Source organism: Haloterrigena salina JCM 13891, from assembly GCF_000337495.1.
In the GTDB taxonomy this organism is placed as follows: Archaea; Halobacteriota; Halobacteria; order Halobacteriales; family Natrialbaceae; genus Haloterrigena; species Haloterrigena salina.
In genome coordinates this window covers 52,609-77,265 of sequence record NZ_AOIS01000012.1, presented here as the reverse complement: position 1 = coordinate 77,265, position 24,657 = coordinate 52,609, and the positions used below count along the sequence as shown (strand labels likewise).

The window sequence follows — 24,657 nt, the reverse complement described above, 5'->3', positions numbered from 1 at the left end:
AGTCGACACCGATTAGTGAACCGTCATCGTAGCGGCTCGCATGTCCAGAGGTATCGGTATCGTAACCGCGATTCAGGACGCGCTCCCCGAGTGGGCGGCCCTGTTGGTCGCTCTCTTGACCCAGTTGGGGGACGTCTGGTTTCTGGCCCTCCTCGTCGGGGTCGTCTACTGGCTTCGACCGGACGACCGCGAGGACGCCGTCGTCCTCGTCGGGCTGATGCTGGCCGGCTTCTCGCTGGTGACCGCCCTGAAATACGCCTTCGCTCTGCCCCGACCCGGACAGCCGCTCGTGGCCCTCGAGGCGCTGGGGCCGACGGCTCGATCCCTGTACGAGGCGACGGGGACGGCCGACGGCTACGGGTTCCCGAGCGGACACGCCGTCCTGACGACGGTCGTCTACGGCGGCCTCGCCCGGCGGCTCTCGATCGGGACAGTCCGCCAGCGGGCCGCCGCGGCGGCGACGGTCGTCTCGCTCGTTTGCGCCTCGAGAATCGCGCTGGGAGTTCACTATCTCGTCGACGTCGTCGCCGGGGTCGCCGTCGGCGTGACGTTCCTGGTGGTCGCGAACCGGCTGACGGCTCGCTACCCGACCGACGAGCAGACGGTCGCGTTCGCGATCGCCGTCGCGGTCGGCGTCGTCGCGCTCGCGACGAGCGGCGCCGCGATCGACGCCGTGCTGGTCTTCGTCGCCACGCTCGTCGTGTTCGGCGGGTTGCAGTTCGCGCGCGGCGGTCGCGACCGGTCGTCCGCTCGAGGGTGACCGACGGCCCGAATTTTCGTCACAGCACGACGCCGGACTGCAGTACCGCGATCAACACGGTGAGCACCGGGATCGCCAGCAGCGTCGTCAGGAACACGCACGTCGAGACGTACTCCGAGACGAGCACTCCCTCGGAGCGGACGCCGCCGGCGAACTCGATGACGAGGATCAGCGGCGTCACCGCGGCCGGCATCGCGGTCTCGAGGACGAACACGCGCGCGACGGTCGGGTTCTCGAAGCCGATCAGGAGCGCGATGCCGAGACCGATCAGCGGCGCGACGACCATCTTGAGCGCCGTCGCGGACCAGGCGCGGGAGACCGCCGAGGCGGTGTCGGTGCGCGCGAGCTGGATCCCGAGGATGAGCAGCATGAGCGGGATCGAGGCGTCGCCGACGAGTTGCAGCGTCTCCATCGCCGCCGCGTCGGCGGGCGGAACCAGATCCAGCGCCCGGGCGACCAGCGCGGCGACGACGGCGTAGGCCAGCGGAATGTAGAACACCCGGCGAACCCCCTCGAGTCCGGCGGAGCCGCTGCTCCGGGAGGCAATGTAGACGCCGAGGGTGTACATCAGCACCGACTGGATCGAGAGGTAGAGGACGGCCGTCTCCCGCCCGACGTCGCCGAACGCGAAGTCGGAGACGGGGATCCCGAGGTTCCCCGAGTTGGTGAAGATCGCGACGAGGACCAGGGCGCTCAACGCTGGCTCGCGCTCGCCGGTGGCGCGTCCGGTCAGTTCGGCGAGCCCCCACATCGCCGCGGTAAAGAGGACGACGCCGACCGTCACTCGCGCGAGCGTCGCCGCGGCGAGTTCCGTGACGGCGAGACTGTGAAATACCAGCGCGGGCGCCAGCACGTAGACGACGGCCGTGTTCAGCGGCTCCGGATCGATCTGCTTGACGGTCGCCAGGACGTAGCCGACCCCCGCGATCGTGACGATCGGCCCGATCGCCGAGGCGAAGATGCCGAGCAGGTCGGCCATCGGTCAGCGCTCACCCTCCCCGCGAGGCGGTCGGCTCGAGGGATGCGTCGTCCTCGCAGTCGTGCCCTGCATCACGGCTATGATACTCTCAGTGCTCGGTATGGACGTTACGGTCGGAGCACTGACTGCTCCTTCCGGCGTCGCGGTCCCGTTCGTCCTTTAAGTGGCTCTGGTCACAAGGTAGAGCTATGACGGGAGGACGCGGTTCTTCGAGGTTCACTTTCGCGTAGTCGCTACTGTCGTTCGCTCGGTAGTCCAGCCCGGTGAACGCGGACTGACTTTAAGTGCTTCTCGTCACAAGGTGAAGCTACGACGGGACAGCGTCGTTCTCCGGAGCACGATCTCGAGTAGCCACGGCTGCATTCCCCGACGGTCGAACGTGACGCACGCGGTTTTCTTTAAGTGGTTCTGGTCACAAGGTGAAGATACGACGGAGAAGCGGTCCTTCTCGAGTGGTTCTCGACCGAGGAGTCACTACGTTCGCCGAGTGAGCGAGCCCCGTTTTGCCGTGTCGCTTTAAGTTGTTCTGGTCACAAGGTAGTGATACGACGGGAGAGCGCCGTTCTGCGGAGTCCAATTTCGCGTAGTCACCACTCCGTTCGCTCGGTGGTCCGACGCGGTGGTTGCGGTCTCTCTTTAAGTGCTTCTGGTCACAAACCGAAGATACGACGGGAAGCCGTCGTTCTCGAGGCACTCAACTGGCCAGCCCCGGCTCTCGGCGCCGCCGGTTTCAGGGGACCGTAGTAGCCACTGAAACGATTTACACACTGATTGCAACGCAGCTATGCGATCAGGTGTACATTGACTTTCAGTGGCTACTATATCCCTCGAGTCGGCAAGAGACGACCGTATGACAGCCGACGCGCGGATTCGAGTCGCAACGCCGGACGACGCCGCCGCGGTCCGCGATATCTACGCTCCCTTCTGCGAGTCGACGGCGGTCACGTTCGAGGAAGCGCCGCCGACCGAGGCCGAGGTGGCCGATCGAATCGCGTCGACCCTCGAGACCTATCCGTGGCTCGTCTGCGAGCGCGAGGGCGCGGTCGTCGGCTACGCCTACGCGAGCCGGCTGCGAAAGCGCCGGGCCTACCAGTGGACGGTCGAACTCTCTGTCTACGTCGCCGACGACGACCGTCAGTCGGGCATCGGCCGCGCGCTCTACGAGTCGCTGTTCGCGGTTCTCGAGCGCCAGGGCGTCCGCGACGCCTACGCCGTGACGACGGGTTCCCAACCCCGAAACCGAGCGGTTCCACGAGCGGCTGGGCTTCGAGCGCTGCGTCGACTTCCCGGCGATCGGGCACACCGAAGGCGAGTGGCGCGACGTCGCCTGGTGGCGACGCGGAATCGACGAGAAGACAGCCGATCCGGAGCCGATCACGCCGCTGCCCGCGCTCCGGAATCGACTCGACGAGGCCGACTGGAACGCGCTGGTTCGGACGAGCGAGATCTGAACGCAGTGAAGATCTCGGCACGGCGAGCGGGGAACGGATGTGACCCGCGAGGACTCCCTCGAGTCCTGAGCGCCGCCCCCCGGATCGGAACCGCGCGGTCCGAACGCCCGTGTCCGGGAACCACAGTCGCTTAGTGGATCTGTCACGCCAGTTTCTCCCATGGACCCATCGGAGTACGGCACGTACCTCGTCACTCAGCAGTCGATCTCCGGCGACCGCTCGACGATCGACGTCGTCCGCGCGGCGATCGAGGGCGGCGTCGACGTCGTCCAACTTCGCGAGAAGGACACCGACGCCCGCTGGCGGTACGAACTGGGCCTCGAACTGCGCGAACTGACTGCCGAGGCGGGCGTAGACCTGATCGTCAACGATCGGGTCGACGTCGCCGAGGCGATCGACGCCGACGGTGTCCACGTCGGCCAATCGGACCTCCCGGTGGCCGTCGCGCGGGAGCTGCTCGGCCCCGAAGCGATCGTCGGCTGCTCGACGGCGACGGCCGAGGAGGCCCTCGAGGCCGAGGCCGCAGGGGCGGACTACCTCGGCGTCGGCACCGTCTACGGGACGACCTCGAAGGACGTCGACCGGTACAAGAACGGTGTCGGCCCGGAGCGGATCGCAGAGATCGTCGACGCGGTCTCGATTCCGGTCGTCGGCATCGGCGGCGTCACGGCCGACAACGCGGCTCCGGTCGTCGAGGCCGGAGCGACCGGCGTGGCCGTCATCTCCGAGATCACCGCGGCCGACGATCCGCGGGCCGCGACTGCGGCGCTCGCGGACGCCGTCGAAACTGCGAAGGGGGTCGGGGACGCATCGGTAGCCGATGAGTGATTCACTACCCGATGGTATTACCGGCGACGAGCTCGCGGACTCGCTGCGCGCGATCGACCGGGGGTCGCCGCTCGTCCAGCACCTGACCAACGAAGTGACGATGAACGACGTGGCCAACCTCACCCTCCACTGGGACGCGCTCCCGGTGATGGCCGACTCGCCGGGCGACGCCGGCGAGATGGCCGCCGGCGCCGCCGCGATCCTGCTCAACACCGGACAGGTGCCCGAGGGGAAAGTCGAGGCCATGCACGATGCCGGGGCGACCGCCGCCGAGCGCGACATCCCGGTCGTGCTCGACCCCGTCGGCGTCGGGGCCACGCCCACGCGGGAGGCGGTCGCCGAGGCGCTGCTCGAGGATCTCGACTTCTCGATCATCAAGGGCAACTACGGCGAGATCAGCGCGCTCGCGGGCGTCGAAGCCGAGGTGAAGGGCGTCGAGTCGGTCGGCGAGTACGACGAGATCGAGGACGCGGCCCGGTCGCTGGCGGACTCGACGGGCGCGACGGTCGTCGCCTCGGGTGTCGAGGACGTCGTCGCGACCGACGACGGCGCGGTCCGGCTCGCGGCCGGTCACGAACGGCTCTCCGAGGTCGTCGGCACGGGCTGCATGCTCGGGGCCACGCTCGCGGCCTTCCGCGGCGCCGTCGACGACGCGCCGACGGCCGCCGTCCACGGCGCGCTCGCCTTCGGCATCGCCGGCGAACGCGCGGCCGAGATGCCCCACGAGGGGCCGGCCAGCTTCCGGACGAACTTCCACGACGCCGTCGCCGGCTTCGATCCGGAGACGGCGGCCGAACTGGATCTCGCGGGACGGATCGAGCGTGTCGACTAACGACAGTTTTCGAGAGGGTCCACCTCGCGGGAGCGATTGAAACCGTTTTAACCGCCCCGGGTGAACGTCAGCGTATGGCACGAGAAAACCTCGAAGACGCAGCAGCGACGCTCCGAGACGCCGCGGACACCGCCTCCGACGACGAGACCCGCGAGCGCCTCGAGAACCAGGCCGACGAGTTCGCCACTCTCGCCGAGGCCGATCGCGGCCCCGACCACGGCAAACTGGCCCGTCACGAGCACATCCTCTCCGATATCGCCGACGAAGAAGGCGGCGAGGTCGCCGACCAGGTCGCCGACGCCCTCGAGTCGGTCCGGGCGTTCCGGGAGACGGTCGAAGGCGTCTGAACGCGGTTCGAACGGCACCGAATCACTCGTTTTTCGGCCAGTACTCGGGTCCGATCAGCGCCCGGTCGCGATCAGCAGACGGGCTTGGGATTCGCGCCCATCGCCTCGAGGCTCTCGACGTACTCGTCGTAGGCGGCCTCGATCGCCCCGTCGGCGGCCTCGTGAGCGCGCTCGCGGTCGTCTTCGTCCTCGCAGACGTCCTCGAGGAGGTCGCTCGCTCGCTCGAGTTGAGCGTCCAGATCGTCGCCGAACTCGCGGAAGACGCTCGCGGTCTGGGGGTCGGCGTCGCCGACGAAGTAGCCGACGACCTGGTCCTTCGAGCGCTGGCTCGCGAGGATCCGGCCGACGAAGGCGCCGACGCGCTCGACGGTCGACTCGAGGTCGCGCAGGTACTCGTGGAGCGCGGGCACTTCCTGCGGTTCGTACTCCTCGTCACCGAGGTGGTCGAGGACGGTCTCGTAGTGGCCCTGCTCCTCCTCGGCGGTGGTCTCGAAGGCCTCGCGGGCCGCCTCGTGGCTCTCGTCGTCGGCCCACTCGACGAACGTCTGCCAGGCGGCGTGCTCGGCGTCGGCGGTCGCCCGGAGGACGGGTTCGGTGTCGATGTCGCCGTCGGTGTCGGCGTACAGCGACTTCGAGGACCCGAGTCGGGAGAGCGCGGTCTGGTTGTCCTCCTCAACGGCTTCGACGAACGCCTCGGCAGCTGTCATACTGGCCCCTTCAACGGGCCTCGAGTTAGGTCTGTCGCGATAGCGCTTGCGACCCGTCGGGACGGTCGAGAACCGACCAGGAGAGTAGCTGGTCCATTCCGACTATCAGCCGCCGGTTAATACCGCCGTTCCTGACGATAACCGAGCTATAACAATCACCCTCTATCGAATTTCCTCGATCGGAATGAAACGACGAGTGTATCTCGCGACTGCCGGTGCGACGCTGTTCGCCGGTTGTTCCGCCCTGAGCGGTTCGGAGACCGACGAAGAAAACGGCGACGAGAACGGGAACGAAACCGGCGACGAGAACGGATCGTCGGACCCGATCAACGAGGATCCGGGCTCGTTCGACGAGTTCGAGGACCTCTCGAAGTGGACGGTGATGGAGGGCTCGATGAGCGCCGACGAGGAGCGCACGCACGTCGGCTCCCAGTCCGCCCGAATGGACGCCGGCGAGTCCGACACGCGCGTCATGATCAAACGCGAGTTCGACTCGCCGCGCGACCTCTCCGACGAGCTCCCCGCGCTGGCGTTCGCGAGCGATCGCGAGGTCAATCCGGTCATCCAGCTCTCGGACACCGACGGCAACCGACTGCTGCTCCAGTGTGCGGTCGAGGCCGACGGCTCGTTCGCCCGTCACGATCTCGGTTACAAGAAGACCGTCGGCGACCCGGACCTGAGTTCGATCGCTCACACCAAGGTCTCGTTCTGGGCCGGCGACCGAGAGATGTCCCTGTGGGTCGACGACTACCACTTCGTCAAGCGACCCGACACCGGGAAGGTGCTGCTCGAGTTCCCCGACGGGTCGGCCGCCGTCGAGGCCGCCTCGGCGCTCGCGGAACACGACCTCCCCGCGACCGCATTCGTCCGCACCGACTACGTGGGCGGGTCCGGCTACCCCTCGGTGGACGAGCTCGAGTCGCTCCAGGAGGACGGCTGGACGATCGCCAGCGAGGGCGCGACCGGCACCGATCTCACCGCGCTCGACGCGGAGAGTCAGGAAGCCGAGATCACCAACGCCGTCTCGTGGCTCGAGGACCACGGGTTCGACGCCGAGTACTTCTCGTACCCGCTCAACCGGTACGACGACACCACCCTCGAACTGGTCGCGGAGCACCACGACCTCGGGTTCGTCGGCGGCTTCCCCGGCCACGGCCACGTGACCAACCCCGCCATGGTGCCCCGCGCGACCAACCCCGACGCCGAGGAGGCCGAGACGCTCCTCGAGTGGACCGCCGACCAGCGGACGATCACGACGATCTCGTTCCGCGAGCTCGAGAACCTCGACGCGACGCTCGAAGTGGTCGCCGACCTCGAATCGAACGGCGATCTCGAGGTCATCACGCCGTCCGATCTCGCGTCGGACTACCTGCACGAATAACGTCGTATTCCGGCAGTAGACCGGTCGTTTTTTCTCGCAGCTACCGCCCGCGAGCGACGGCGATCGCGATATCGTCAACCACGCACCCACGTACCGATCGGTCGGTATTTCACGGACGATTAGAAACAGGGGTGCATGAAAATCCGACGGCCGCGACGCCCCCGTCAGTTCCGGGTGGCCGACTCGGCACAGCAGATCGTCGGCGGCTTCCTGCTCGCCGGCCCGTTCGTCGTGACCGAGGAGGTCTGGACCCTCGCGGGTAGCATGAGCGCGATACAGGCGGTGCTGACGATCTGCGTCGTCTCGGCGATCGGCTACGGTGCGCTGTACACGGCAGACACGACTCGCGATCCGGACGCCGAACAGGAGGTCGCCGGCGTGCCGGTCCGCTTTATCTCGCTGTTGCTCGTCTCGTTCGGCTCGGTACTGATCCTCGCGTTGCTGTTTAACGCCCCTGCGACGTTGATCCAAGAACCCGGAACGACGGGCGACGTAGCGTGGACGACGCTCAAGGCCGTCAGCATCGGCTCCGTGTTCAGCATCGTCGGCGCGGCGACCGCCGACAGCGTCTTCTCGAAGTAGACGGTTTTGCGGTTCGTGGCCAATCGGGACGATGACGCGGTCGCCACTCGAGTCGGAGAAAAACGGAAAATCGAAGCCCGCTACGTATCGCTCAGTTGCCCTTTTCGATCGGCGCGTTGACCAGGTTGCCCCACTCGGTCCAGGAACCGTCGTAGTTGACGGTGTCCTCGTAGCCGAGCAGTTCGTGCAGGGCGAACCAGGCGACGGAGGAGCGCTCGCCGATGCGGCAGTAGGCGACGGTCGTCTCGTCGCCGTCGATGTCTTCCTCGGCGTAGAGCTCCTCGAGCTCGTCGTAGTCCTTGAAGGTGCCGTCGTCGTTGGTGACGGCCGCCCACGAGATGTTGCTGGCGCCGGGGATGTGGCCGCCGCGCTGGGCGGTCTCCTGGAGTCCCGGGGGCGCGAGGACCTCGCCGGAGTACTCCTCGGGCGAGCGAACGTCGACGAGCGGAACGCCGCGCTCGATCGCGTTCTCGACGTCCTCTCGGTAGGCGCGGATGCTCTCGCGCGGGCCGGCCGCGTCGTACTCGGTCTCGGAGAAGTCGGGCTCCTCGTCGGTGGTCGTGTAGTCGTTCTCGAGCCAGTACTCGCGGCCGCCGTCGAGCAGCTTGACGTCGTCGTGGCCGTAGTACTTGAACTGCCAGTAGGCGTAGGCGGCGAACCAGTTGGAGTTGTCGCCGTAGAGGACGACCGTGTCGTCCTCGCTGATGCCATGACTGCCGAGCAGTTCCTCGAAGTCCTCCTTCTCGAGGATGTCTCGCTGGGTCTGGTCCTGGAGCTGCGTCTCCCAGTTGAACCCGATCGCACCGGGGGCGTGCTCTTCCTCGTAGGCTTCCGTGTCGACGTCGACTTCGACCAGTCGGAGGTCGGAGTCGTCGTCCTGGAACTCGTCGAGGCGCTCCTCGACCCAGTCGGCGGACACGAGTACGTCGTTGGCGTAGTCGGTTGCCATACACGCCCGTTCAACGGCGACACACAAAGGGACTACTTAACCGGTCAATTCGGACACCGATCGACTCTGGAGGAAATACTTGCCACAACTTTGCGCGCCCGCGCCGTTCGTCTCCGTTCACAGCTGTTGAAAGAAGCTGAGCGGCGGTATTTTCGGCGAATAATCCAGGTTAGCGATACGTTTCGTCGGCTGACACCAGCAATAGTTGCCACTGTCCCGGTATCCTGTCGTTCACGTCCAAACCGGTGCGTTCTCGGAGCTTCACTCCTAGTGACCGCGTAATGAACGACTCCGTCGTCGTCACGCCGGACTGGCTCGCAGCGCACCGGGAGGATTCGCAGGTACGCATCGTCGACGTCAGGGACGCCTGGGAGTACGACGGCATCGGTCACATTCCCGGTGCCGTCAGCATCCCGTTCGACAGCTACCGCGACGAGAGCGATGTCGACCGCGGGACCCTCCCCGGCGCCGAGGCCTTCGCCGACCTCCTTTCCGAGGCCGGCATCACGCCCGAGGACACGATCGTCGCCTACGACGACACCCACGGCGTCTTCGCCGCCCGGTTCGTGCTCACGGCCCTCGAGTACGGCCACGACGACGTGCGCCTGCTCGACGGCGACTACAGCGCCTGGAACCAGGAGTACGAGACCTCGAGCGAGACCCCCGACGTCGAGTCGACCGAGTACGACCCCGATCCGCTGGCGCCCGAGGAGAGCCCGCTGGTCGATTACGACGCCGTCGAGGCGGCCCTCGAGCACGGCGCGCTGTTCGTCGACACGCGCGAGGCCCACGAGTTCGAGGAGGCCCGCCTGCCCGGCGCGGTCCGGTTCGACTGGCGCGAGGTCGTCGACGACGAGACGCGCCGGTTGAAACCCGCGGCCGAACTCGAGGACCTGCTGGCCGAGTACGGAATCACGCCCGACCGCGAGATCGTGCTCTACTGCAACACCGCCCGGCGGATCAGCCACACCTACGTCGTCCTGCGCGCGCTGGGGTACGAGGACGTCGCCTTCTACGAGGGGAGTCTGACGGAGTGGGTGGCGAACGACGGGGAGGTAGAGAGCGGCGAGGCCGAGTGAGCGGAGCGAATGAGGCCTCGAGGTGGAACGGCGAACAGAGTGAGCCGTGGAGCGCGGCGCGGTCGACTCGTTCGCTATGCTCACTCGTCGACCGCGTAGTGGAGCGGTGACCAATAGGGAGCCGCGAAACGGGCGAGGTTGAGCGAACGAAGTGAGCGAACCCTCGAGACGGAGCGCGGCGAAGCCGAGACCGATGCGAGCCTCGAGAAACGCTCGAGTCGAATCGATCAGCGGATTCCGTTCGCGTTGGGCCGACTGCTGCCGCCTGTCCGACGGCCCGTTCTAGGTGCGGCATACGGTACCGTTCGCTCCGACTATGTACTCGTTGATTCGTCCGGTTAGCGCTATGGACGAAACCGGTCGACTATCGCGATACTCGCCTCGAATGCGGTTATTGTAGATCTCCCAACAGTAACGGGCCGCTTACCGGGCTGCAAGGCCTCTATTACAAGGGCCGATATTCTCGGTTGATCGGGTATGTGCGGCATCGTTGGTGCGTACGGGTGGACCCACGACGAGACGCTCTCGTCGATGCTCGATTGGATCGAACATCGCGGCCCCGACGAGGAGGGGTCGTACCTCGACCGCGACGCGGGGCTCATGATGGGGGCGCGCCGCCTCTCGATCGTCGACCTCGAGGGCGGCTCCCAACCGAAGTGGAACGAGGACGAGACGGTCGGCGTGGTCTTCAACGGCGAGATCTACAACCACGGCGAGTTGCGCGATCGACTCTCCCGCGAGGGCCATCGGTTCGAGAGCGAGTGCGACACCGAAGTGTTGGTCCACCTCTGGGAGGAGTACGGCGAGGAGATGGTCTCCCATCTCGAGGGCATGTTCGCGTTCTCCATCTGGGACCGCGAGGCGGAGACCGTCTTCCTCGCCCGCGACCGGTTCGGCATCAAGCCGCTGTACTTCGGGACGAACGACCGGGGGTACGTCTGGGGGAGCGAACTCCCGGCGCTGCTGATCGGCGGCGTCGACCGGACGATCGATCCCGCGGCCGTCTACAACCACTTCTCGCTCGAGTACACGCCGGCGCCCCAGACCCTGCTGGAGGACGTCTGGAAGGTCGAGCCGGGGCAGTCGGTGACGATCACCGACGACGGCGTCGAGACGCGAACGTACTGGGACCTGCTCGACCTCGAGACCGGGACGCGGACGACGTCGATGGCGGCGGCGGCCGACCGACTTCGGACCCTGTTCGAACGCTCCGTCGAGAAGCGCCTGATGGCGGACGTGCCGGTCGGGGCGTTCCTCTCGGGCGGGCTGGACTCCTCCGCCGTCACCGGGATCGCCTCGCAACTGAAGGACGAGCCCCTGAAGACCTACTCCGTTTCGTTTACCGACGACCGCCTCGACGAGAGCGACGAGGCGCGGCTCGTCGCGGACCACTTCGGCACCGACCACACCGAAGTCCCCATCGACCTCTCGTCGATGGACCTGTTCGGCGAGATGATGCAGTACCTCGGCGAGCCGACGGGCCACCTGCAGATGCTGCCGATGTTCGCCCTCTCCGAGCGGGCCAGCCAGGACGTCAAGGTCGCGCTGGCCGGCGAGGGCGCCGACGAACTGTTCGCGGGCTACCCGTGGTACCAGCACGTCCCCGAACACAAGCGCAAGGTCGACTTCATGCCGGAGTTCACCCACGACGTCGCCGGTGCCGTCGCGCAGGTGGCGCCGGTCGGAAACAAACACCTCCGGTACTTCTCCGGGCTGAAGAACAACGAGGAGATGCTGCTCAACCACGTCTGTGGCTTCACGACCTTCCGACCCGAACCGGACGAGTTCCTCCGGACGGGGGAGTCCGCCGCGACCTCCGGCCTGCGGGCGAACGTCGGCGAGGTCACCGCGGAGGTCGCGGATCCGTCCTTAGAGCAGCACATGTCGACCTACGAGACGGGCTACACGCTGCCCGACTACCACCTCTACAAAGCCGACCACATGAGCATGGCCCAGTCGCTCGAGCTTCGCGTCCCCTTCCTCTCGACGGAGATGGTCGAGTTCGCCCACTCGCTGCCGGCCGAGCTCAAGGTCAACGACGACGACGTCAAGCGGGTACTCAAAACCGCCGTCAGCGACCTCCTCCCTGATCAGATCCTCGAGCGCGAGAAGATGGGGATGCGCCCGCCCGTCGAGGACTGGTTCGAGGAGGAACACGACTCGATCGAGACCTGGTTCACGCGGGAGAAACTCCGACAGACGCCGTACGTCGACGCGAGCCGGGCCACGGCGCTCCGGGACGCCCACCGCCGCGGCGAGGAGTCGGTCGGCCGGACGCTCTGGATGATTCTCACTTACGTCGCGTGGTACCACTCCTTCATCGACGAGCAGAACGCGGTTGTCTGACACCGTCGTCGCGTCGCCCGTCATCCCCGTCGCTGCGCCGTTCGGCTCGAGCCGCGGCGGTCACAGGTCTCGAGCCGCCGGGAGCGTGAACCGGAACGTCGCCCCTTCGTCGGGGTCGGCGTCGACCCGGATCTCGCCGCCGTGGCGCTCGACGATGCGTCGACAGAGCGCCAGGCCGATCCCCGTCCCGTCGTGCTCTTCGTGGCTGTGCAGGCGTTCGAACACCTCGAAGATCCGCTCCTGATCGTCGGGATCGATGCCGATGCCCTCGTCGCTGACCGAAAGCTCCCACATGTCGCCGCGACGCTCGGCACTAATCTGAACTCGCGGCGGACCGTCGCTGTACTCGACGGCGTTCGAGAGGAGATTCTGGAACACCTGCCGCAACTGGCCGGGATCTCCCTCGACGCGGGGCAGCGACTCGCTCGAGATCACCGCGTCGGTCTCCTCGAACCTGAGCTCCAGATCGCTCCGCACGTCCTCGAGGACGGCGTCGAGGTCGACCGGTTGGAAGGGGTCCCCTCGCGTTTCGACGCGGGAGTACGCGAGCAATCCGTCAATCATGTTGCGCATGCGCTCGGCGCCGTCGACGGCGAACTCGATGAACTCCTCGGCGTCGTCATCGAGGTCGTCACCGTACCGTCGATCGATCAGCGACAGGTAGTTCGTGACCATCCGGAGCGGTTCCTGCAGGTCGTGGCTGGCGGTGTAGGCGAACTGTTCGAGCCGCTCGTTCGATTCCTCGAGTTCCCGCTCGTACCGGCGGCGCTCGAGTTCGGCGCTCACCCAGTTACCGAGCAGCTCGACGAAGGTGACCTCCCAGTCGGAGAACTCCTCGGTTCTGGCGTCCAGATCGTAGAAGCAGAACGTCCCGTAGACCTCGCCGTCGACGGTGACCGGCGTGCCGAGATAACAGGAGATCCCCCACTCGGCGTTGCCCGCGCGATCGGCCAGTTCCGGCGCGTCTTCGTCGACGTCCTCGAGGACGAGCGTTCGCTCGGTCCTGACGACTCGTTCGCAGTTGGTTGCCTCGAGCGGGGCGGTGTCTCCCGCCTCGAGATCGCCGTCGGGCGCGTCGACGACCTCGAAGATGTATTCGTTGGCGTCTTCGTGGACGCACGACAGCGCCGCGTACTCCGTGCCGATCGTCCGTCGAACGACGCCCAGCAGCGCCTCGAGCTGGTCGTCGAACGGTCGATCCGGATCCGCGATGACCTCGTAGGCGTCCCTGAGCGCACGCTCGCGCTCCCGGGTTCCTCTCTCTCGACCGTTGCGGTCGCTCACCTCGCGCACGCAGACCGTGATCCCCGTCTCCGAGGGGTGGACGCGACCCTCGAGCCTCGCGTCGAAGGGCCGGGAGAACGCGTCGAAGGAGACCGGTTCCTGCGTCTCGAACGAGCGCTCGAACGCTCGTCGGGACGACTCGAACGCGTCGGCGTAGTCGTCCCAGACGACCGCCCCGAGCAGTTCGCTCTCGGACCGCTCGAGCAGTCGCTCGGCTCGGTCGTTCAGAAAGGTGAACCGCCACTCGTCGTCGAGTGCGAACACGGCGTCAGCGATCCGCTCGTAGGCGGCGGACGCGTCGCCGTCGCGCGGTTCCGTCGGTTCTGATCGGTCGCCCATCTGTGGCTAGAACGCGATTATCCCGTATAAGCTACCCGTCACCGACGTCCCGCCAGTCCGGCGCCGTCGAGAACTCACTCGAGGACAGGTCGTCGAACGCGGCGTAGACGACCTCGGAGAGCGCCGGGTGGACGTGAACGGGCTCGGCGACGTCGTCGACGGTTCCCCCGCCGTCCATCGCGGTGACGATCTCCTGGATCAGCGTCGAGGCCTGCGGGCCGACGATGTGACAGCCCAGAATCTCGCCGTCGGGCGCCGCGAGCACCTTTACGAACCCGTCGTCGGCGTTCATAATCATCCCCAGCGGCGCGGCGTCGAAGGGAACCGTCGTCGACTCGTACTCCCGACCGTCGTCCTCGAGTTCGCCCTCCGTTCGCCCCACGCTGGCGACCTGCGGCTCGGTGAAGACGGCGTGGGGCATCGCGCCGTAATCGACCGCCCGGTCGGCGTCTTCGAGGAGGTTCGCCGAAACGGTCTTCGCCTCGTAGTCCGCCGCGTGTTTGAACGGCTGCTCGCCGACGATATCGCCCAGCGCCCAGACGCCGTCGCAGGACGTCTCGAGCCGATCGTCGACGACGACGTACTCGCCGTCGTCGGTCTCGACGCCGGTCGCCTCGAGGTTCAGTGTGTCCGTGTTCGGGCGCCGCCCCGTCGCGAGCAGCAGGTCGTCGGCCTCGAGGTCGACGCCGTCGCCGTCGGTGTCGTCCTCGCTCGGTTCGGCGGTCACGACGACGCCCGAATCGTTCTCCCCGATTTCGGCCGCCTCGTAGCCGGTGTAGACGTCGCAGTAGCGCTCGAGCGACTCCGTCACGACCTCGCCGACCGCCTCGTCCTCCCGCGGGACGAGTCGCTCGCTGCGCCCGACGATCGAGACGTCCGTTCCTACCGCGGCGAAGAAGTAGCCCAGTTCGGCGCCGATGTAGCCACCGCCGACGACGACCAGCGAATCGGGCCGTTCGTCCAGGAAGAGCGCGTCGTCGCTCGTGAGGAAATCCGCGTCCTCGAGGCCGTCGATCGGCGGGACTATCGGCCGACTCCCGACCGCGAGGACGACGTCGTCGCCCCGGACCTCGGCGTCGCCGCCGTCGTTCAGATCGACCTCGAGCGTCCGCTCGTCGACGAACCGGCCCTCGCCGCGGTAGAGCGCGACGTTCTCGGCGTCCTCGAGGCTCGCTTCCTGGCGGTCGGCCTTCTCGTAGACCGTGTCGTGGATCGCCGCAGTCATCTCGCCGTAGTCGATGCCCTCGAGCGCGGCGTCGACGCCGAACGACTCGGCGCGGCGGGCCGACTCCGCGATATCGGCGCGGTGGATCAGCGCCTTCGAGGGGACACAGCCCCGCGTGATGCAGGCGCCGCCGAGCGGGCCGCGCTCGATCACGGCCGCCTCGAGGCCCCGTTCGGCGGCCGCCGTCGCGACCTGACTGCCCGAACCGCCGCCGATCACGACCAGATCGTACTCGTCCATACGTGCGTCGACCACGGATGCGGGCGTAAAACCGAGCCCTGCGACTCGAGGGCTCCGTCCCTCGGAGCCGTCGTGCGCGATCGAACCGGCCGCGAACGTCGCGCCCTCGACCGTGAGTTCGCGGACGATCGCCCGCAGCACGGGCACGAGCCGGTTCCGGTGTGCGTTCGTGCTTTCCGGAGCGGTCCGGGAGCGTATCAGTAGATCGTAGCGCGGTTTCTTCATTTAGAACTCCGTCTGAACTGAATTGGGTGATTCACTAAGTACAGGTCTTATACCTCGATATTTCAACCTGAGAGTGTAATCTAATTAGATTTCATTTGCACCGTCAAACGCCCTGATCCCGGGTGCCGACGGAACTGCGAACATGGTCGAATACTTATCATTGTGGGGCATTTTGTTCTAGTTGATGTCAGTGATTCCGATGGAGTGGGGTGAGCCGGATTCCCGGACTGGCGTCTACTATGATTCCCTCTGGACAGGGCTAGCGGTTATCGTGCTTGCCGCCCTCGCGTACTGGGAGCCGTTCTCGATCACCGTCTCGATTACGCCACCACGACTTGCTGGCGCGACAACCCTCGGTGTAATTCTCGGTGTCGCTGTGATGTACGGCTTGTTCGTTAGTGAGCGCCTCCAGCGACTCTGGGCGGATTTCCGCATCCGTTTTGCCGGACTGTTCGCGCTCATCATGGGCGGCCAACTTGGACTCACTATCGCCCCCACATGGACGGTACTCACGATGTTAACGACATTTCTCACGTTCATCCCACTTCGCGTCGCCATCTACCTTCATACCCGGTAAGCACTACAGGCTAACCGCTAACTCGTTCTCCGATACTGAACACGAATTTCACGAACCACACTGAATAAAGAAACCGTATTACCAGATGGTTATGCCCGCGTGCGGGACGCGTCGTCACCGCGGGCTTCCGGCGGTCGTCGTTACTGCGAGCTACTGGCGTGCCCTCGCCCCTGTTTTCGGCCGCGTCGGCCGACGATCCTGATCGGCGCCGTTCCCGCGAGTCCGTGCGCGCCGTCCTCGCTTCGCTCCCACTCGAGGCGGGCGGTCGATTCGTCGCCGTCGAACCCGGCGTCGGGGGCCGGGAACAGCAACAGGAGATCGTCCCGTCCGTCGCCGTTCATGTCGACCGCGTGGCCGCCGTGCATCGGTCGCGCGCCGTCGCCGCCTTCTACGACGTCGGGTGCGCCGAACCGGTACCGGACATCCTCGCTCGTTGGATCGAACTCGTCGGTCCGCAGGACGGCGACCGGGATCACGCCGCAACTGTTCGGGTTGATCGGCGCTCGCTCGGTGCCCGGCTTGACGTCGATCTCGAGATCGGTCGGGAAGTGCGCGGCGGCCTGGCCGCCGAGCGTCGCGATACCGAGGGCCGTCGCCGCCAGCCCCGTTCCGCCTCGAAGTACGCGGCGTCGAGCCATCCCCGAGTCGGTCGTCGAGTCGCTTCCGCGCGGTGAATCGGATCGTGTCTGGTCCATGCGACAGTAGGCCTGTTCACCGCTTGCCCAGGTAGTTACTCTGGTGCGTCTGTCGAAAGAATTGCTGTACGCGGCGAACGCCCCTTCTTGTCGTCGCTATGGGATCCACCCCGGTTGGTCGACTATTCTACCGACGACCCTCTCGGCCGGTACTGTCGCGCTTACAGCCAATCGTCGCCTGTATCGTCGTCCGTCGCCTCCCGGTAGGATCGCACCGCTTCCGCGAGGTTCCGGACGGCTTCCTCTGGCGTCTGGCCCTGACTCGAGACGCCGGTGACCTCGTCGTCGGCGATGTGGAGGCCGTGTTCGGTTTCGCGCATCGTGACGTCGGCGTCCTCGAGCGCCTCGTACTCCGAGGGGTCTACGTCCGCGTCGGAACTCATACGCGGGAGTAGTTGGGGTCGCGTGAAATACTCACCGACGCCGCTTCGGGTTCGGGTTCGGCTTCGCCGGCCGCGGTCTCGCTTCTGGATTCCGTCCGCGGCGTGGGGAGTAGAAAAAGCCTTTAACGCCATCGCCCCGTAGACTGAGCAAATGGTACTCGACGATCTCGGGAGTTCTCTGCGGGGCACCCTCGATAAACTCCGCGGGAAGTCACGCATCAGCGAGGAGGACATCGAGGAGATCGTCAAGGAGATCCAGCGCTCCTTGCTCTCCGCCGACGTCGACGTCTCGCTCGTGATGGAGCTGTCGGACAACATCAAGGAACGCGCCCTAGAGGAGGAACCGCCGGCCGGAACGCCGGCGCGGGACTTCGTCCTCCGCATCGTCTACGAGGAACTGGTCGACCTCATCGGCGACTCGACGGAACTACCCCTCGAAGAGCAGACGATCCTCCTCGCCGGGCTACAGGGATCCGGGAAGACCACCTCCGCTGCGAAGATGGCCTGGTGGTTCTCGACGAAGGGACTCCGGCCCGCCGTGATCCAGACCGACACCTTCCGTCCCGGCGCCTACGAGCAGGCAAAGGAGATGACCCAGCGCGCGGAGGTCGACTTCTACGGCAACCCGGACAACGACGATCCCGTCGAAATCGCCCGCAAGGGTCTCGAGGAGACCAGCGAGGCGGACGTCCACATCGTGGACACCGCGGGTCGCCACGCGCTCGAGGACGAACTGATCGACGAGATCGAAGAGATCGAGGACGTCGCCGACCCCGACACGTCGCTGCTCGTGCTGGACGCGGCGATCGGGCAGGGCGCGAAGGATCAGGCCCAGCAGTTCGACGAGTCGATCGGGATCGACGGCGTCGTCATCACGAAGATCGACGGGACCGCGAAGGGTGGCGGCGCCCTGACCGCCGTCGATCAGACCGATTCGTCGATCGCCTTCCTCGGGACCGGCGAGGAGGTCCAGGACATCGAGCGCTTCGAGCCCGACGGCTTCATCTCGCGGCTGCTCGGCATGGGCGATCTCGGCCAGCTCGCCGAGCGCGTCGAGCGCGCCATGGAGCAGACCGAGATGGAGGAAGACGACTGGGACCCCGAGGACATGCTCCAGGGCTCGTTCACCCTCCACGACATGCAAAAGCAGATGGAGGCGATGAACAACATGGGGCCGCTGGACCAGGTGATGGACATGATCCCCGGCTTCGGCGGCGGGATCAAAGACCAGCTGCCCGACGACGCGATGGACGTCACCCAGGACCGGATGCGCACGTTCTCGGTCATCATGGACTCGATGACCGAGGCCGAAAAGGAGTATCCGAAGGCCATCGGCGCCAGCCAGATCGAGCGCATCGCCCGCGGCTCGGGTACCACCGAAGAGGAGGTCCGGGAACTGCTCCAGCAGTACAAGATGATGGAGAAGACGATCAAGCAGTTCCAGGGCATGGGCTCCGAACAGGAGATGCAGCGCATGATGAAACAGATGCAACAGCAGGGCGGCGGTGGCGGCGGCGGAATGGGCGGGATGGGTCCGTTCGGCTGATCGCCACCTCGAACCCGAGCCCGCACCGCTGATCGATTCCGTCTCTCTCGAGCGCGCTCTTTTCGAATTTGTGACGGGAATTGTCGGCTGCCACTACGTTCATGTTCCTCTAGACGTATCCTCGAGTCGATGAACCGTCGGCAGTATCTCACGCGCACTGGTATCCCTCTCGCCGCGCTGGTCGCAACGGCCGGTTGTCTCGACGATCTCCCGGGTAGCGATTCGAGCGACGACTCCGTCGCGGTCGCCGATCGGACCGGCGACCGCGAACTCGACCGCGCCGTCGGCGAGTTAAACGAGGCCGCTCTCGCCCTGTTCGCCGCGGACGACTTCGAGGAGCCCACTGACGTCGAATTCGATCCGGACGAACCGACCGAACGGATCGAGAGCGCCCGCACGCACCTCGAGACGGCGGCGGACGAACTGGGCGACGACCGCGAGTCCGAGATCGAACTTCTCCGGACGTACGCCGCCGTCCTCGAGCGGCTGGTCGACGTGACCGAGACGGTCACCGACGAGACGCTCGAGGCTGATCTCCAGGCCGTCTTCGAAGCGATCGGCGGCGACGACGCTGCCGATGACGCCGATAGCGACAATGACGACGACCTCGAGGCGGCGTCCGAGACGATCGACGAGCGAACGGACGAGTTCGCGGTCGCCGAGACGAAGCACGCGGAGGCGGCCGCCGACGTCGAGTCGTTCGACGAGGCGTTCGAGCGCCTGGTCCGAATCGATCCCGCGGAACTCGAGGACGGCGTCGCGGCGCTCGGCGACGCGGTCGCGTCGCTCGTGACCCTCGGCGACGGACTCGAGTCGCTGCTCGGCGGCTACGAGGGCCTGCAGACGGGCCGCGAGCACATGGAGAACCGGGAGTACGGGAAGGCCGAAACCGCCTTCGGGAACGCCGAGTCGACCCTCGAGACGGCGACGACGACCTTCGAGGAAGACGAGGAGCCGCCGGGCGGGATCGCCGAGCACGTCGAAACGGCGACATGCCAGAGCGAACACCTGGCCGACGCCGCGGGGTCCTTCGAGGAGTGGGCGATCGCCGCGTCCGACGGCGATCGTTTCGCGGCTCAGAATCACAAGGAAGCGGGCGAACAGGCGCTCGAAGACGCTCGTAACTGTACGTAACCACGCAATCGACCGGATCGGCGGTTCGCAACGGCTTGGATCGACGGTCCTCGATCGACTCGAATTGCCGATCCGCAATCGACTCGAGTTAGTGGATCCGGTTCAGCGTTGCCGCTACTGAGAGCGTTCCCGCCAATGAGAGCGTTCCCGCCACGTCGTCAATCGTGGGCCACCGGCTCGTCTTCGGCCGCCGCTTCAGGCGGCAACTCGTCGATGAGGACGACGGCGTCGCCGTCGAGCACGGTCGTTCCGTCGCCGTCGGTGACGGTTGTCTCGATCCGGTACTTCGAGCCGCCCAGATCGTCGACGACCTCGCAGACGGCCGTCACGCGGTCGTCGATCGGCACCGGCGCGAGGAAACTGCTCTCTTGTGAGAGGTAGATCGTCAGCCCCGGCAGGCGGGCGAGGGCGGCGCTGATCAGTCCGGTGGCGAGGACGCCGTGGACGATCCGCTCGCCGAACCGGGTTCCAGCCGCGTAGGCCGCGTCGAGGTGGAGTCGGTTCGTGTCGCCGCTGATTTCGGCGAACGCCTCGACGTCGCTCTCCGAGATCACTTTCGAGAACCGGGCGACGTCGCCGACGTCGACGGTCGACTCGTCCGCGCCGCGGTACTCGAACTCCCAGTCGTCGCGCTCGTACTGGGTGTCGGTCCGCACCCGTCGTTTCGGGCGGTCGGCCTTGAGGCCCCCCGTCCGACGAGCGAGGTGCGGGACGTAGTAGCTGAGCTCCGTCGTGGTGAGAATGCCGACGAGGTCGCCGCCCCTGTCGGCGTCGCTCTCGCCGTCGACGACCGGGAGGTGTTCGAAGCCGGACTCCCGCAGGACGGCCACGGCGTCGACGATCGACGTGTCGGGCGCGACCGTCTCGAGGGGCGCCGACAGCACGTCGGTCAGTTCGACGCTGCCGAGGTCGGTGCGTTCACAGAGGTGTTCGAGGAAGTCGCCCTCGGTCACGATACCGATCGGCGCGCCGTCGCGGACGACGACCGAACTGACGCCCTCGTCGCGCAACAGCGTCGCGGCGCGGGAGGCGGTGGCGTCCGGCGGGGCGGTGACGACGTCGGTGACCATGATCTCCGAGACGGTGATCGTGTCGTGCATCTGTCGATAGTATGCGACCGACCCCTATCAGTAGTGGGTCGATTCCGTCGCTCGGCGGTTGCGCCGGCTCACTCACGACCCTCGACCTGCCGTTTTCGCCTCGGGCTGCTCGTTTCGCTCGCGGTTCCGAGACGGGCCTCAGTGCTCGTGCTCGTCGTCGTGCCCGTGGCTCTCGTTACCGTCATGGCTGTGGTTCTCGCTGTCGTCGTGACCGTGACTCGAGTGCTGTTCGGTCACGGTCGGCGTCAGCTCCTCGCCGGTTTCGGAGCGAAGCACCGCGTCGAACTCCTCGGGGACGTGCGCGGTAAACAGCGAGTAGAGGCCCTTGGACTCGACCTCGAGTTCGATCGCCGTTTCGCCCTCGGATTCGAAATCGACGCGGTAGAGCGTCTCGGACGAGGGTTGAACCGCGTCGCCGTCGGACACCGACGCGTCCGCCTCGTCGCGCTCGAAGAGTTCCGTCGCGGTTTCCCCCGCGTGGAAGAGCCCGTGTTCCCCGTCTTCGTCCGTCGGCACGATCGCGAAGTGCATGTCTGGATCGGGGCCTTCGTGATAGGTGTACAAGTACGTCCCCTGCTCGAGGTCGTACAGACCGCCCCACTCCCACGGCGGGTCGTCGTGCTCGTGTTCGTGGTCGTCGCCGCCGGTAATACTGTTGAGACAGCCGCTCGCGAGTACCGAGAGCGCCCCCGTGAAACCCAGCCCGAACCGCCGTCTCGTGATGTCAGTCGCGGTCATCCTACCACGACCTGTCGCCACGAGAAAAATAGCGCTTTCGTAGTCGCCGTCGATCAGTGCCGTACCGTCCGCTGCAGATCGCTGCTCGATCGAACCAACGTGACGATCCCGCTGCCCGTCGGTGGGAGTGCGGATCGAATCGGCCTAAAATCAGGCGTCGACCGGGCGGCCGTCCTCGGTCGGCGGCGCGATGTGGTCGATGTACTCCTCGACGGTCGGCTCCTCGACGCGGACACGGACGTTGATCTCGCCGAGCTCGTCCGGCTCGCCGACCGAGAAGTTGATTCGATCCATGAAGGCAGCCTGCTTCTTGAGCGCGAAACTGAACGTGTCGCCCTCGCGGTTCGCGAAGAACTCGCCGCGGGCGGTATCGAGGATCTCCTGTCGGTGGAGCAGATCGGAGAAGTGGTCCATCGCGTGCGCTTCGGCCCTGACCTCGCCGAACTCCTCATCGAGGTCGGCGTTGGGGAAGACGTTGGCCACGGCGTCGACGACCCGACTCGTGACTTCGGTGTCGTAGATCGGCGCCGTGATCTCGACGTCGACGCGGTAGATGTCGGTCATGGGTCAGTGTTGGAGACGGAGTCGGGTGTCGGTTCCGGTTCGGAGCCGGGGCCCTCGCGGATGATCGCCTCGACGCGCTCGTGGAAGGCCTCGAGCGCGTCGGTGTTCTCGACGACGACGTCGGCCCGATCCATCGCATCGTCCATCCCGAAGCCGCGCTCGCGCTCGTCGCGGGCAGCCAGTCCTTCACCGCCGTCGCTCTCGCCGGCGTCCCGGCCGCGGGCGTCGATGCGCTCGGCCCGCAGTTCGAACGGCGCCTCGATGCTGACCAGCGTGAACGCCTCGCCGAACCGTTCCTCGAAGACGTCGACCTCGGTGTCCGACCGGATACCGTCGACGAGGACGGTGTCGTGGTCCTCGAGGCGGTCCTCGATCATCGGGAGCGATCGCTCGGCGATCGCGGTCGGCCCGTTCTCGTCGCGCAGCGCCTGCGCGACCTTCCCGTGGTCCTTCGTCGGGTCGAGTCCCCGGTCGGTCGTCTCCTGGCGGACGACGTCGCCCATCGTCACCACCGGGATGCCGTGTTCGCGCGCGACGGTCGCGGCCTCGCCCTTCCCGCTGCCGGGCAGTCCCACCGTTCCGATGACGTGCATCGGAGAAATGTATCGGCGAGACGTGCATAAGCGCTGTTGTTCGTCGCTCGAGTCCACCGAGAGTGCGGCGAACGAAACGGTCGGATTGCGATCAGCGAAACGTCCGTCGGTCACGGGTATCCGACTCGCTCACAGTATGCGACACGCCCCGCCCGAAACAGATTGTCGCCGTGCTCGCGTCTGCACCCGCGACCGGACGCGTGGCGGTCGTACCCTCCCCCTTGTCCGGTGTGCAACGGCGGCGACGAGTGCAACCGTTCACTCGGCTCGCGTTACGACGGACAATTCGATACAAGCCGGACTAACAATTCGAACCGACTGTCGCCGTTATTTAGCAGTCGATCATCGCCGTCGACTGCACGCTATGACAGCTCCGAAACTCGACCGACGACGGTTCGCCGCGACAGTTGGTGCCGGCGCGATCGCCGCCCTCGCCGGCTGCAGTGACCTCGGGTCCGAGGAGAACGAATCTGACGGCGAGGACGGCGGGTCCTCCGACGGGAGCGACCCTGCCGCGAACGAGACGAGCGACGAGCCCAGCACCGGCGAGAACGACGACGCCGCACCGAGTACGGGCACGAACGACTCCGAAGACGGCGGCATGTCCGGTCCGAGCGCGGACGAGAACGACTCCGCGGGCGGCGAAAACGAGTCCGGCGCCGGCGAAACCGAATCGGACAATCCGTTCAGCGACAACGCCAGTACCGAGGACACCGAGTCGGACGCGGAACGCAACATCGCCGGCTAGAATCGGCATTAGGGACGGAAGACGGTGTCGCCATCTCGCGGCTTTTTTCGCGGTTGTCTCGGACCGTACCGACAGCGTGCTGCCCGTCTCCGCTCGAGCGGTCCCCGTGCGGAGTTGGTTCGCGGCCCTCTTCGCGGCGACGATCGTCGGCCACCGGGTAGCGATCTGGCTGGTCGACCGGTTGCCCTTCGTCACCTCGCTGTACCGGCTTCGCGGGTAGCTACGGAGAATCCACACCGCTTATACCGATCCGACATGGAATCCTACTCGAGGGCGCGTAGCTCAGTCCGGAAAGAGCGTCGGACTTCTAATCCGACGGTCGTGGGTTCAAATCCCATCGCGCCCGTGCAGCGAGGAACGCAGTGACGAGCGAACCGGCACGTGGGATTTGAAGCAGGGAGGAGCTTTGCTCCGACCGTGGTTCAAATCCCATCGCGCCCGCTTCTATTGCGAACAGTCCGTGAGCGATAGCAGTCCCCCTTCGTCGCTGAGGGCACCACTCCGTCAGGGGTCGGCGACGCTCAAGTCCGTCTCCCCGATGCTGACGTATTCGTCGCGCTCGTCGCGTTCGACGTCGATACGGAGCCGCTTTTCGGGGAGCGCGTCACCGGTCGTCAACTCGAGGACGTCGCCCGAGTCGATCCCGTCGTCCCACTCGCCGACGTACTCGCGGCTGGCGGTGTACGCCTCGCCGTATCGGCCGTCGGCGTAGGCGACTGTATCGCCGATCCGAACCCTGAGACCCGATAGATTACCGCTGACGTTCGTCGCCGTGATCCGGACCAGTTCGGCACCGTCGACCGTTCGGACGTCGAACTCGAAACTCCCCTGCGGACGGGACGGCGGCGACCCGGTCACCGGCGGTTCGAGACAGCCGGCGGTACCGACGATAGTGAAGGTCCTCAGCAGGTTGCGCCGGGCTCGCATTAGCGGGGTACTCTATCTCTCAATGCAAGGATAGTTGAACGTTTCCGATACACTAATGCCGGCCACTAACGTTAAATAGAATGTCGGCAGTGCCGGAC

At 66.3% G+C, this 24,657-nt stretch carries 25 protein-coding genes, 1 tRNA gene and 1 pseudogene; 15 read left to right on the top strand and 12 right to left on the bottom strand.

From position 1 onward, the window contains the following. The first annotated feature begins 40 nt into the window (after positions 1 to 40). The gene (locus C477_RS03130; protein ID WP_008892976.1) at positions 41 to 760 is read left to right on the top strand and encodes a phosphatase PAP2 family protein; all 720 of its coding nucleotides are present in this window, start codon (positions 41 to 43) and stop codon (positions 758 to 760) included. A 19-nt stretch (positions 761 to 779) separates the two neighbouring features. Here C477_RS03130 and C477_RS03125 read toward each other — a convergent pair whose 3' ends face one another. Next, positions 780 to 1,739 (bottom strand): AEC family transporter, encoded by a 960-nt coding sequence (locus tag C477_RS03125; RefSeq protein WP_008892975.1) that lies wholly within the window; start codon positions 1,737 to 1,739, stop codon positions 780 to 782. Between the two features lie 850 nt (positions 1,740 to 2,589). Here C477_RS03125 and C477_RS03120 point away from each other — a divergent pair. The 4 genes and pseudogenes from C477_RS03120 (at position 2,590) to C477_RS03105 (ending at position 5,197) form a co-directional block, all read left to right on the top strand. Continuing rightward, positions 2,590 to 3,190 (top strand): annotated as a pseudogene (locus C477_RS03120) (N-acetyltransferase family protein). A 159-nt stretch (positions 3,191 to 3,349) separates the two neighbouring features. Beyond that, entirely contained in the window at positions 3,350 to 4,018 is a 669-nt protein-coding gene (gene thiE / locus C477_RS03115) for a thiamine phosphate synthase (protein WP_008892973.1), read from the top strand. Further along, on the top strand, positions 4,011 to 4,850 hold the full coding sequence (gene thiM / locus C477_RS03110; protein WP_008892972.1) for a hydroxyethylthiazole kinase: 840 nt from the start codon (positions 4,011 to 4,013) through the stop codon (positions 4,848 to 4,850). Before thiE ends, thiM begins: the two co-directional genes overlap by 8 nt. Before the next feature lie 74 nt (positions 4,851 to 4,924). Beyond that, on the top strand, positions 4,925 to 5,197 hold the full coding sequence (locus C477_RS03105; RefSeq protein ID WP_008892971.1) for a DUF7553 family protein: 273 nt from the start codon (positions 4,925 to 4,927) through the stop codon (positions 5,195 to 5,197). A gap of 71 nt (positions 5,198 to 5,268) precedes the next feature. Here the strand turns inward: C477_RS03105 and C477_RS03100 are convergent, their stop codons facing one another. Next, positions 5,269 to 5,904 carry a hypothetical protein gene (locus tag C477_RS03100; RefSeq protein ID WP_008892970.1) on the bottom strand — a complete coding sequence of 212 codons (636 nt, stop codon included), beginning with the start codon at positions 5,902 to 5,904 and terminating at the stop codon, positions 5,269 to 5,271. Between the two features lie 184 nt (positions 5,905 to 6,088). Between C477_RS03100 and C477_RS03095 the strand changes: the two genes are divergently transcribed. Both C477_RS03095 and C477_RS03090 read left to right on the top strand, forming a co-directional pair. Next, a complete protein-coding gene (locus tag C477_RS03095; protein ID WP_008892969.1) occupies positions 6,089 to 7,285 on the top strand; it encodes a polysaccharide deacetylase family protein in 1,197 nt (398 codons plus the stop codon). A gap of 135 nt (positions 7,286 to 7,420) precedes the next feature. Next, complete coding sequence (locus tag C477_RS03090) at positions 7,421 to 7,867, top strand: DUF2391 family protein (protein ID WP_008892968.1); 447 nt, start codon at positions 7,421 to 7,423, stop codon at positions 7,865 to 7,867. A 91-nt stretch (positions 7,868 to 7,958) separates the two neighbouring features. Here the strand turns inward: C477_RS03090 and C477_RS03085 are convergent, their stop codons facing one another. Then, positions 7,959 to 8,816, bottom strand: coding sequence for a sulfurtransferase (locus C477_RS03085; RefSeq protein ID WP_008892967.1), 858 nt, complete (start codon positions 8,814 to 8,816; stop codon positions 7,959 to 7,961). A 281-nt stretch (positions 8,817 to 9,097) separates the two neighbouring features. Here C477_RS03085 and C477_RS03080 point away from each other — a divergent pair, with 281 nt between their 5' ends. After that, a complete protein-coding gene (locus C477_RS03080) occupies positions 9,098 to 9,895 on the top strand; it encodes a sulfurtransferase (RefSeq protein WP_008892966.1) in 798 nt (265 codons plus the stop codon). A 477-nt stretch (positions 9,896 to 10,372) separates the two neighbouring features. Continuing rightward, positions 10,373 to 12,241 carry an asparagine synthase (glutamine-hydrolyzing) gene (gene asnB, locus C477_RS03075; protein WP_008892965.1) on the top strand — a complete coding sequence of 623 codons (1,869 nt, stop codon included), beginning with the start codon at positions 10,373 to 10,375 and terminating at the stop codon, positions 12,239 to 12,241. 60 nt (positions 12,242 to 12,301) lie between these two features. Here asnB and C477_RS03070 read toward each other — a convergent pair whose 3' ends face one another. Beyond that, entirely contained in the window at positions 12,302 to 13,864 is a 1,563-nt protein-coding gene (locus C477_RS03070; protein WP_008892964.1) for a sensor histidine kinase, read from the bottom strand. A gap of 31 nt (positions 13,865 to 13,895) precedes the next feature. Further along, positions 13,896 to 15,329, bottom strand: coding sequence for a dihydrolipoyl dehydrogenase (locus C477_RS03065; RefSeq protein WP_049914195.1), 1,434 nt, complete (start codon positions 15,327 to 15,329; stop codon positions 13,896 to 13,898). Between the two features lie 424 nt (positions 15,330 to 15,753). Here C477_RS03065 and C477_RS03060 point away from each other — a divergent pair, with 424 nt between their 5' ends. Further along, positions 15,754 to 16,131 carry a hypothetical protein gene (locus C477_RS03060; protein ID WP_008892962.1) on the top strand — a complete coding sequence of 126 codons (378 nt, stop codon included), beginning with the start codon at positions 15,754 to 15,756 and terminating at the stop codon, positions 16,129 to 16,131. A 140-nt stretch (positions 16,132 to 16,271) separates the two neighbouring features. On the opposite strand, the gene C477_RS03055 is transcribed toward C477_RS03060, so the two are convergent. Both C477_RS03055 and C477_RS03050 read right to left on the bottom strand, forming a co-directional pair. Next, positions 16,272 to 16,826 (bottom strand): hypothetical protein, encoded by a 555-nt coding sequence (locus tag C477_RS03055; RefSeq protein ID WP_008892961.1) that lies wholly within the window; start codon positions 16,824 to 16,826, stop codon positions 16,272 to 16,274. Between the two features lie 161 nt (positions 16,827 to 16,987). Beyond that, on the bottom strand, positions 16,988 to 17,209 hold the full coding sequence (locus C477_RS03050; protein WP_008892960.1) for a type II toxin-antitoxin system HicB family antitoxin: 222 nt from the start codon (positions 17,207 to 17,209) through the stop codon (positions 16,988 to 16,990). A gap of 151 nt (positions 17,210 to 17,360) precedes the next feature. Here C477_RS03050 and C477_RS03045 point away from each other — a divergent pair, with 151 nt between their 5' ends. After that, the gene (locus tag C477_RS03045; protein ID WP_008892959.1) at positions 17,361 to 18,755 is read left to right on the top strand and encodes a signal recognition particle protein Srp54; all 1,395 of its coding nucleotides are present in this window, start codon (positions 17,361 to 17,363) and stop codon (positions 18,753 to 18,755) included. A gap of 129 nt (positions 18,756 to 18,884) precedes the next feature. Next, complete coding sequence (locus C477_RS03040) at positions 18,885 to 19,889, top strand: hypothetical protein (protein WP_008892958.1); 1,005 nt, start codon at positions 18,885 to 18,887, stop codon at positions 19,887 to 19,889. A gap of 158 nt (positions 19,890 to 20,047) precedes the next feature. Here the strand turns inward: C477_RS03040 and C477_RS03035 are convergent, their stop codons facing one another. From C477_RS03035 to C477_RS03020, 4 genes are all read right to left on the bottom strand, one after another. Beyond that, the gene (locus tag C477_RS03035) at positions 20,048 to 20,989 is read right to left on the bottom strand and encodes a CBS domain-containing protein (RefSeq protein ID WP_008892957.1); all 942 of its coding nucleotides are present in this window, start codon (positions 20,987 to 20,989) and stop codon (positions 20,048 to 20,050) included. Positions 20,990 to 21,127: 138 nt separating this feature from the next. Beyond that, positions 21,128 to 21,727 (bottom strand): hypothetical protein, encoded by a 600-nt coding sequence (locus C477_RS03030; protein WP_008892956.1) that lies wholly within the window; start codon positions 21,725 to 21,727, stop codon positions 21,128 to 21,130. A gap of 150 nt (positions 21,728 to 21,877) precedes the next feature. Next, on the bottom strand, positions 21,878 to 22,291 hold the full coding sequence (locus tag C477_RS03025; protein ID WP_008892955.1) for an RNA-binding domain-containing protein: 414 nt from the start codon (positions 22,289 to 22,291) through the stop codon (positions 21,878 to 21,880). After that, positions 22,288 to 22,884: an AAA family ATPase gene (locus tag C477_RS03020; RefSeq protein WP_008892954.1), complete on the bottom strand. Its 597-nt coding sequence runs from the start codon at positions 22,882 to 22,884 to the stop codon at positions 22,288 to 22,290. The genes C477_RS03025 and C477_RS03020 overlap by 4 nt, the downstream gene beginning before the upstream one ends. Positions 22,885 to 23,248: 364 nt before the next feature. Here C477_RS03020 and C477_RS03015 point away from each other — a divergent pair, with 364 nt between their 5' ends. From C477_RS03015 to C477_RS03010, 3 genes are all read left to right on the top strand, one after another. Next, entirely contained in the window at positions 23,249 to 23,632 is a 384-nt protein-coding gene (locus C477_RS03015; RefSeq protein ID WP_008892953.1) for a hypothetical protein, read from the top strand. 76 nt (positions 23,633 to 23,708) lie between these two features. Next, positions 23,709 to 23,852: a hypothetical protein gene (locus C477_RS23255; RefSeq protein WP_008892952.1), complete on the top strand. Its 144-nt coding sequence runs from the start codon at positions 23,709 to 23,711 to the stop codon at positions 23,850 to 23,852. A gap of 51 nt (positions 23,853 to 23,903) precedes the next feature. Beyond that, positions 23,904 to 23,978: transfer RNA gene (locus C477_RS03010), tRNA-Arg, on the top strand. Between the two features lie 158 nt (positions 23,979 to 24,136). Here the strand turns inward: C477_RS03010 and C477_RS03005 are convergent. Next, positions 24,137 to 24,559: a hypothetical protein gene (locus C477_RS03005; RefSeq protein WP_008892951.1), complete on the bottom strand. Its 423-nt coding sequence runs from the start codon at positions 24,557 to 24,559 to the stop codon at positions 24,137 to 24,139. Positions 24,560 to 24,657 lie beyond the last annotated feature (98 nt).

What these genes read in the sequence shown, in the direction of transcription:
- C477_RS03130 (WP_008892976.1), top strand. Translation starts at nt 41, where the DNA reads ATGTCCAGAGGTATCGGTATCGTAACCGCGATTCAGGACGCGCTCCCC.
- C477_RS03125 (WP_008892975.1), bottom strand. Translation starts at nt 1,739, where the DNA reads ATGGCCGACCTGCTCGGCATCTTCGCCTCGGCGATCGGGCCGATCGTC.
- thiE (WP_008892973.1), top strand. Translation starts at nt 3,350, where the DNA reads ATGGACCCATCGGAGTACGGCACGTACCTCGTCACTCAGCAGTCGATC.
- thiM (WP_008892972.1), top strand. Translation starts at nt 4,011, where the DNA reads ATGAGTGATTCACTACCCGATGGTATTACCGGCGACGAGCTCGCGGAC.
- C477_RS03105 (WP_008892971.1), top strand. Translation starts at nt 4,925, where the DNA reads ATGGCACGAGAAAACCTCGAAGACGCAGCAGCGACGCTCCGAGACGCC.
- C477_RS03100 (WP_008892970.1), bottom strand. Translation starts at nt 5,904, where the DNA reads ATGACAGCTGCCGAGGCGTTCGTCGAAGCCGTTGAGGAGGACAACCAG.
- C477_RS03095 (WP_008892969.1), top strand. Translation starts at nt 6,089, where the DNA reads ATGAAACGACGAGTGTATCTCGCGACTGCCGGTGCGACGCTGTTCGCC.
- C477_RS03090 (WP_008892968.1), top strand. Translation starts at nt 7,421, where the DNA reads ATGAAAATCCGACGGCCGCGACGCCCCCGTCAGTTCCGGGTGGCCGAC.
- C477_RS03085 (WP_008892967.1), bottom strand. Translation starts at nt 8,816, where the DNA reads ATGGCAACCGACTACGCCAACGACGTACTCGTGTCCGCCGACTGGGTC.
- C477_RS03080 (WP_008892966.1), top strand. Translation starts at nt 9,098, where the DNA reads ATGAACGACTCCGTCGTCGTCACGCCGGACTGGCTCGCAGCGCACCGG.
- asnB (WP_008892965.1), top strand. Translation starts at nt 10,373, where the DNA reads ATGTGCGGCATCGTTGGTGCGTACGGGTGGACCCACGACGAGACGCTC.
- C477_RS03070 (WP_008892964.1), bottom strand. Translation starts at nt 13,864, where the DNA reads ATGGGCGACCGATCAGAACCGACGGAACCGCGCGACGGCGACGCGTCC.
- C477_RS03065 (WP_049914195.1), bottom strand. Translation starts at nt 15,329, where the DNA reads ATGGACGAGTACGATCTGGTCGTGATCGGCGGCGGTTCGGGCAGTCAG.
- C477_RS03060 (WP_008892962.1), top strand. Translation starts at nt 15,754, where the DNA reads ATGGAGTGGGGTGAGCCGGATTCCCGGACTGGCGTCTACTATGATTCC.
- C477_RS03055 (WP_008892961.1), bottom strand. Translation starts at nt 16,826, where the DNA reads ATGGACCAGACACGATCCGATTCACCGCGCGGAAGCGACTCGACGACC.
- C477_RS03050 (WP_008892960.1), bottom strand. Translation starts at nt 17,209, where the DNA reads ATGAGTTCCGACGCGGACGTAGACCCCTCGGAGTACGAGGCGCTCGAG.
- C477_RS03045 (WP_008892959.1), top strand. Translation starts at nt 17,361, where the DNA reads ATGGTACTCGACGATCTCGGGAGTTCTCTGCGGGGCACCCTCGATAAA.
- C477_RS03040 (WP_008892958.1), top strand. Translation starts at nt 18,885, where the DNA reads ATGAACCGTCGGCAGTATCTCACGCGCACTGGTATCCCTCTCGCCGCG.
- C477_RS03035 (WP_008892957.1), bottom strand. Translation starts at nt 20,989, where the DNA reads ATGCACGACACGATCACCGTCTCGGAGATCATGGTCACCGACGTCGTC.
- C477_RS03030 (WP_008892956.1), bottom strand. Translation starts at nt 21,727, where the DNA reads ATGACCGCGACTGACATCACGAGACGGCGGTTCGGGCTGGGTTTCACG.
- C477_RS03025 (WP_008892955.1), bottom strand. Translation starts at nt 22,291, where the DNA reads ATGACCGACATCTACCGCGTCGACGTCGAGATCACGGCGCCGATCTAC.
- C477_RS03020 (WP_008892954.1), bottom strand. Translation starts at nt 22,884, where the DNA reads ATGCACGTCATCGGAACGGTGGGACTGCCCGGCAGCGGGAAGGGCGAG.
- C477_RS03015 (WP_008892953.1), top strand. Translation starts at nt 23,249, where the DNA reads ATGACAGCTCCGAAACTCGACCGACGACGGTTCGCCGCGACAGTTGGT.
- C477_RS03005 (WP_008892951.1), bottom strand. Translation starts at nt 24,559, where the DNA reads ATGCGAGCCCGGCGCAACCTGCTGAGGACCTTCACTATCGTCGGTACC.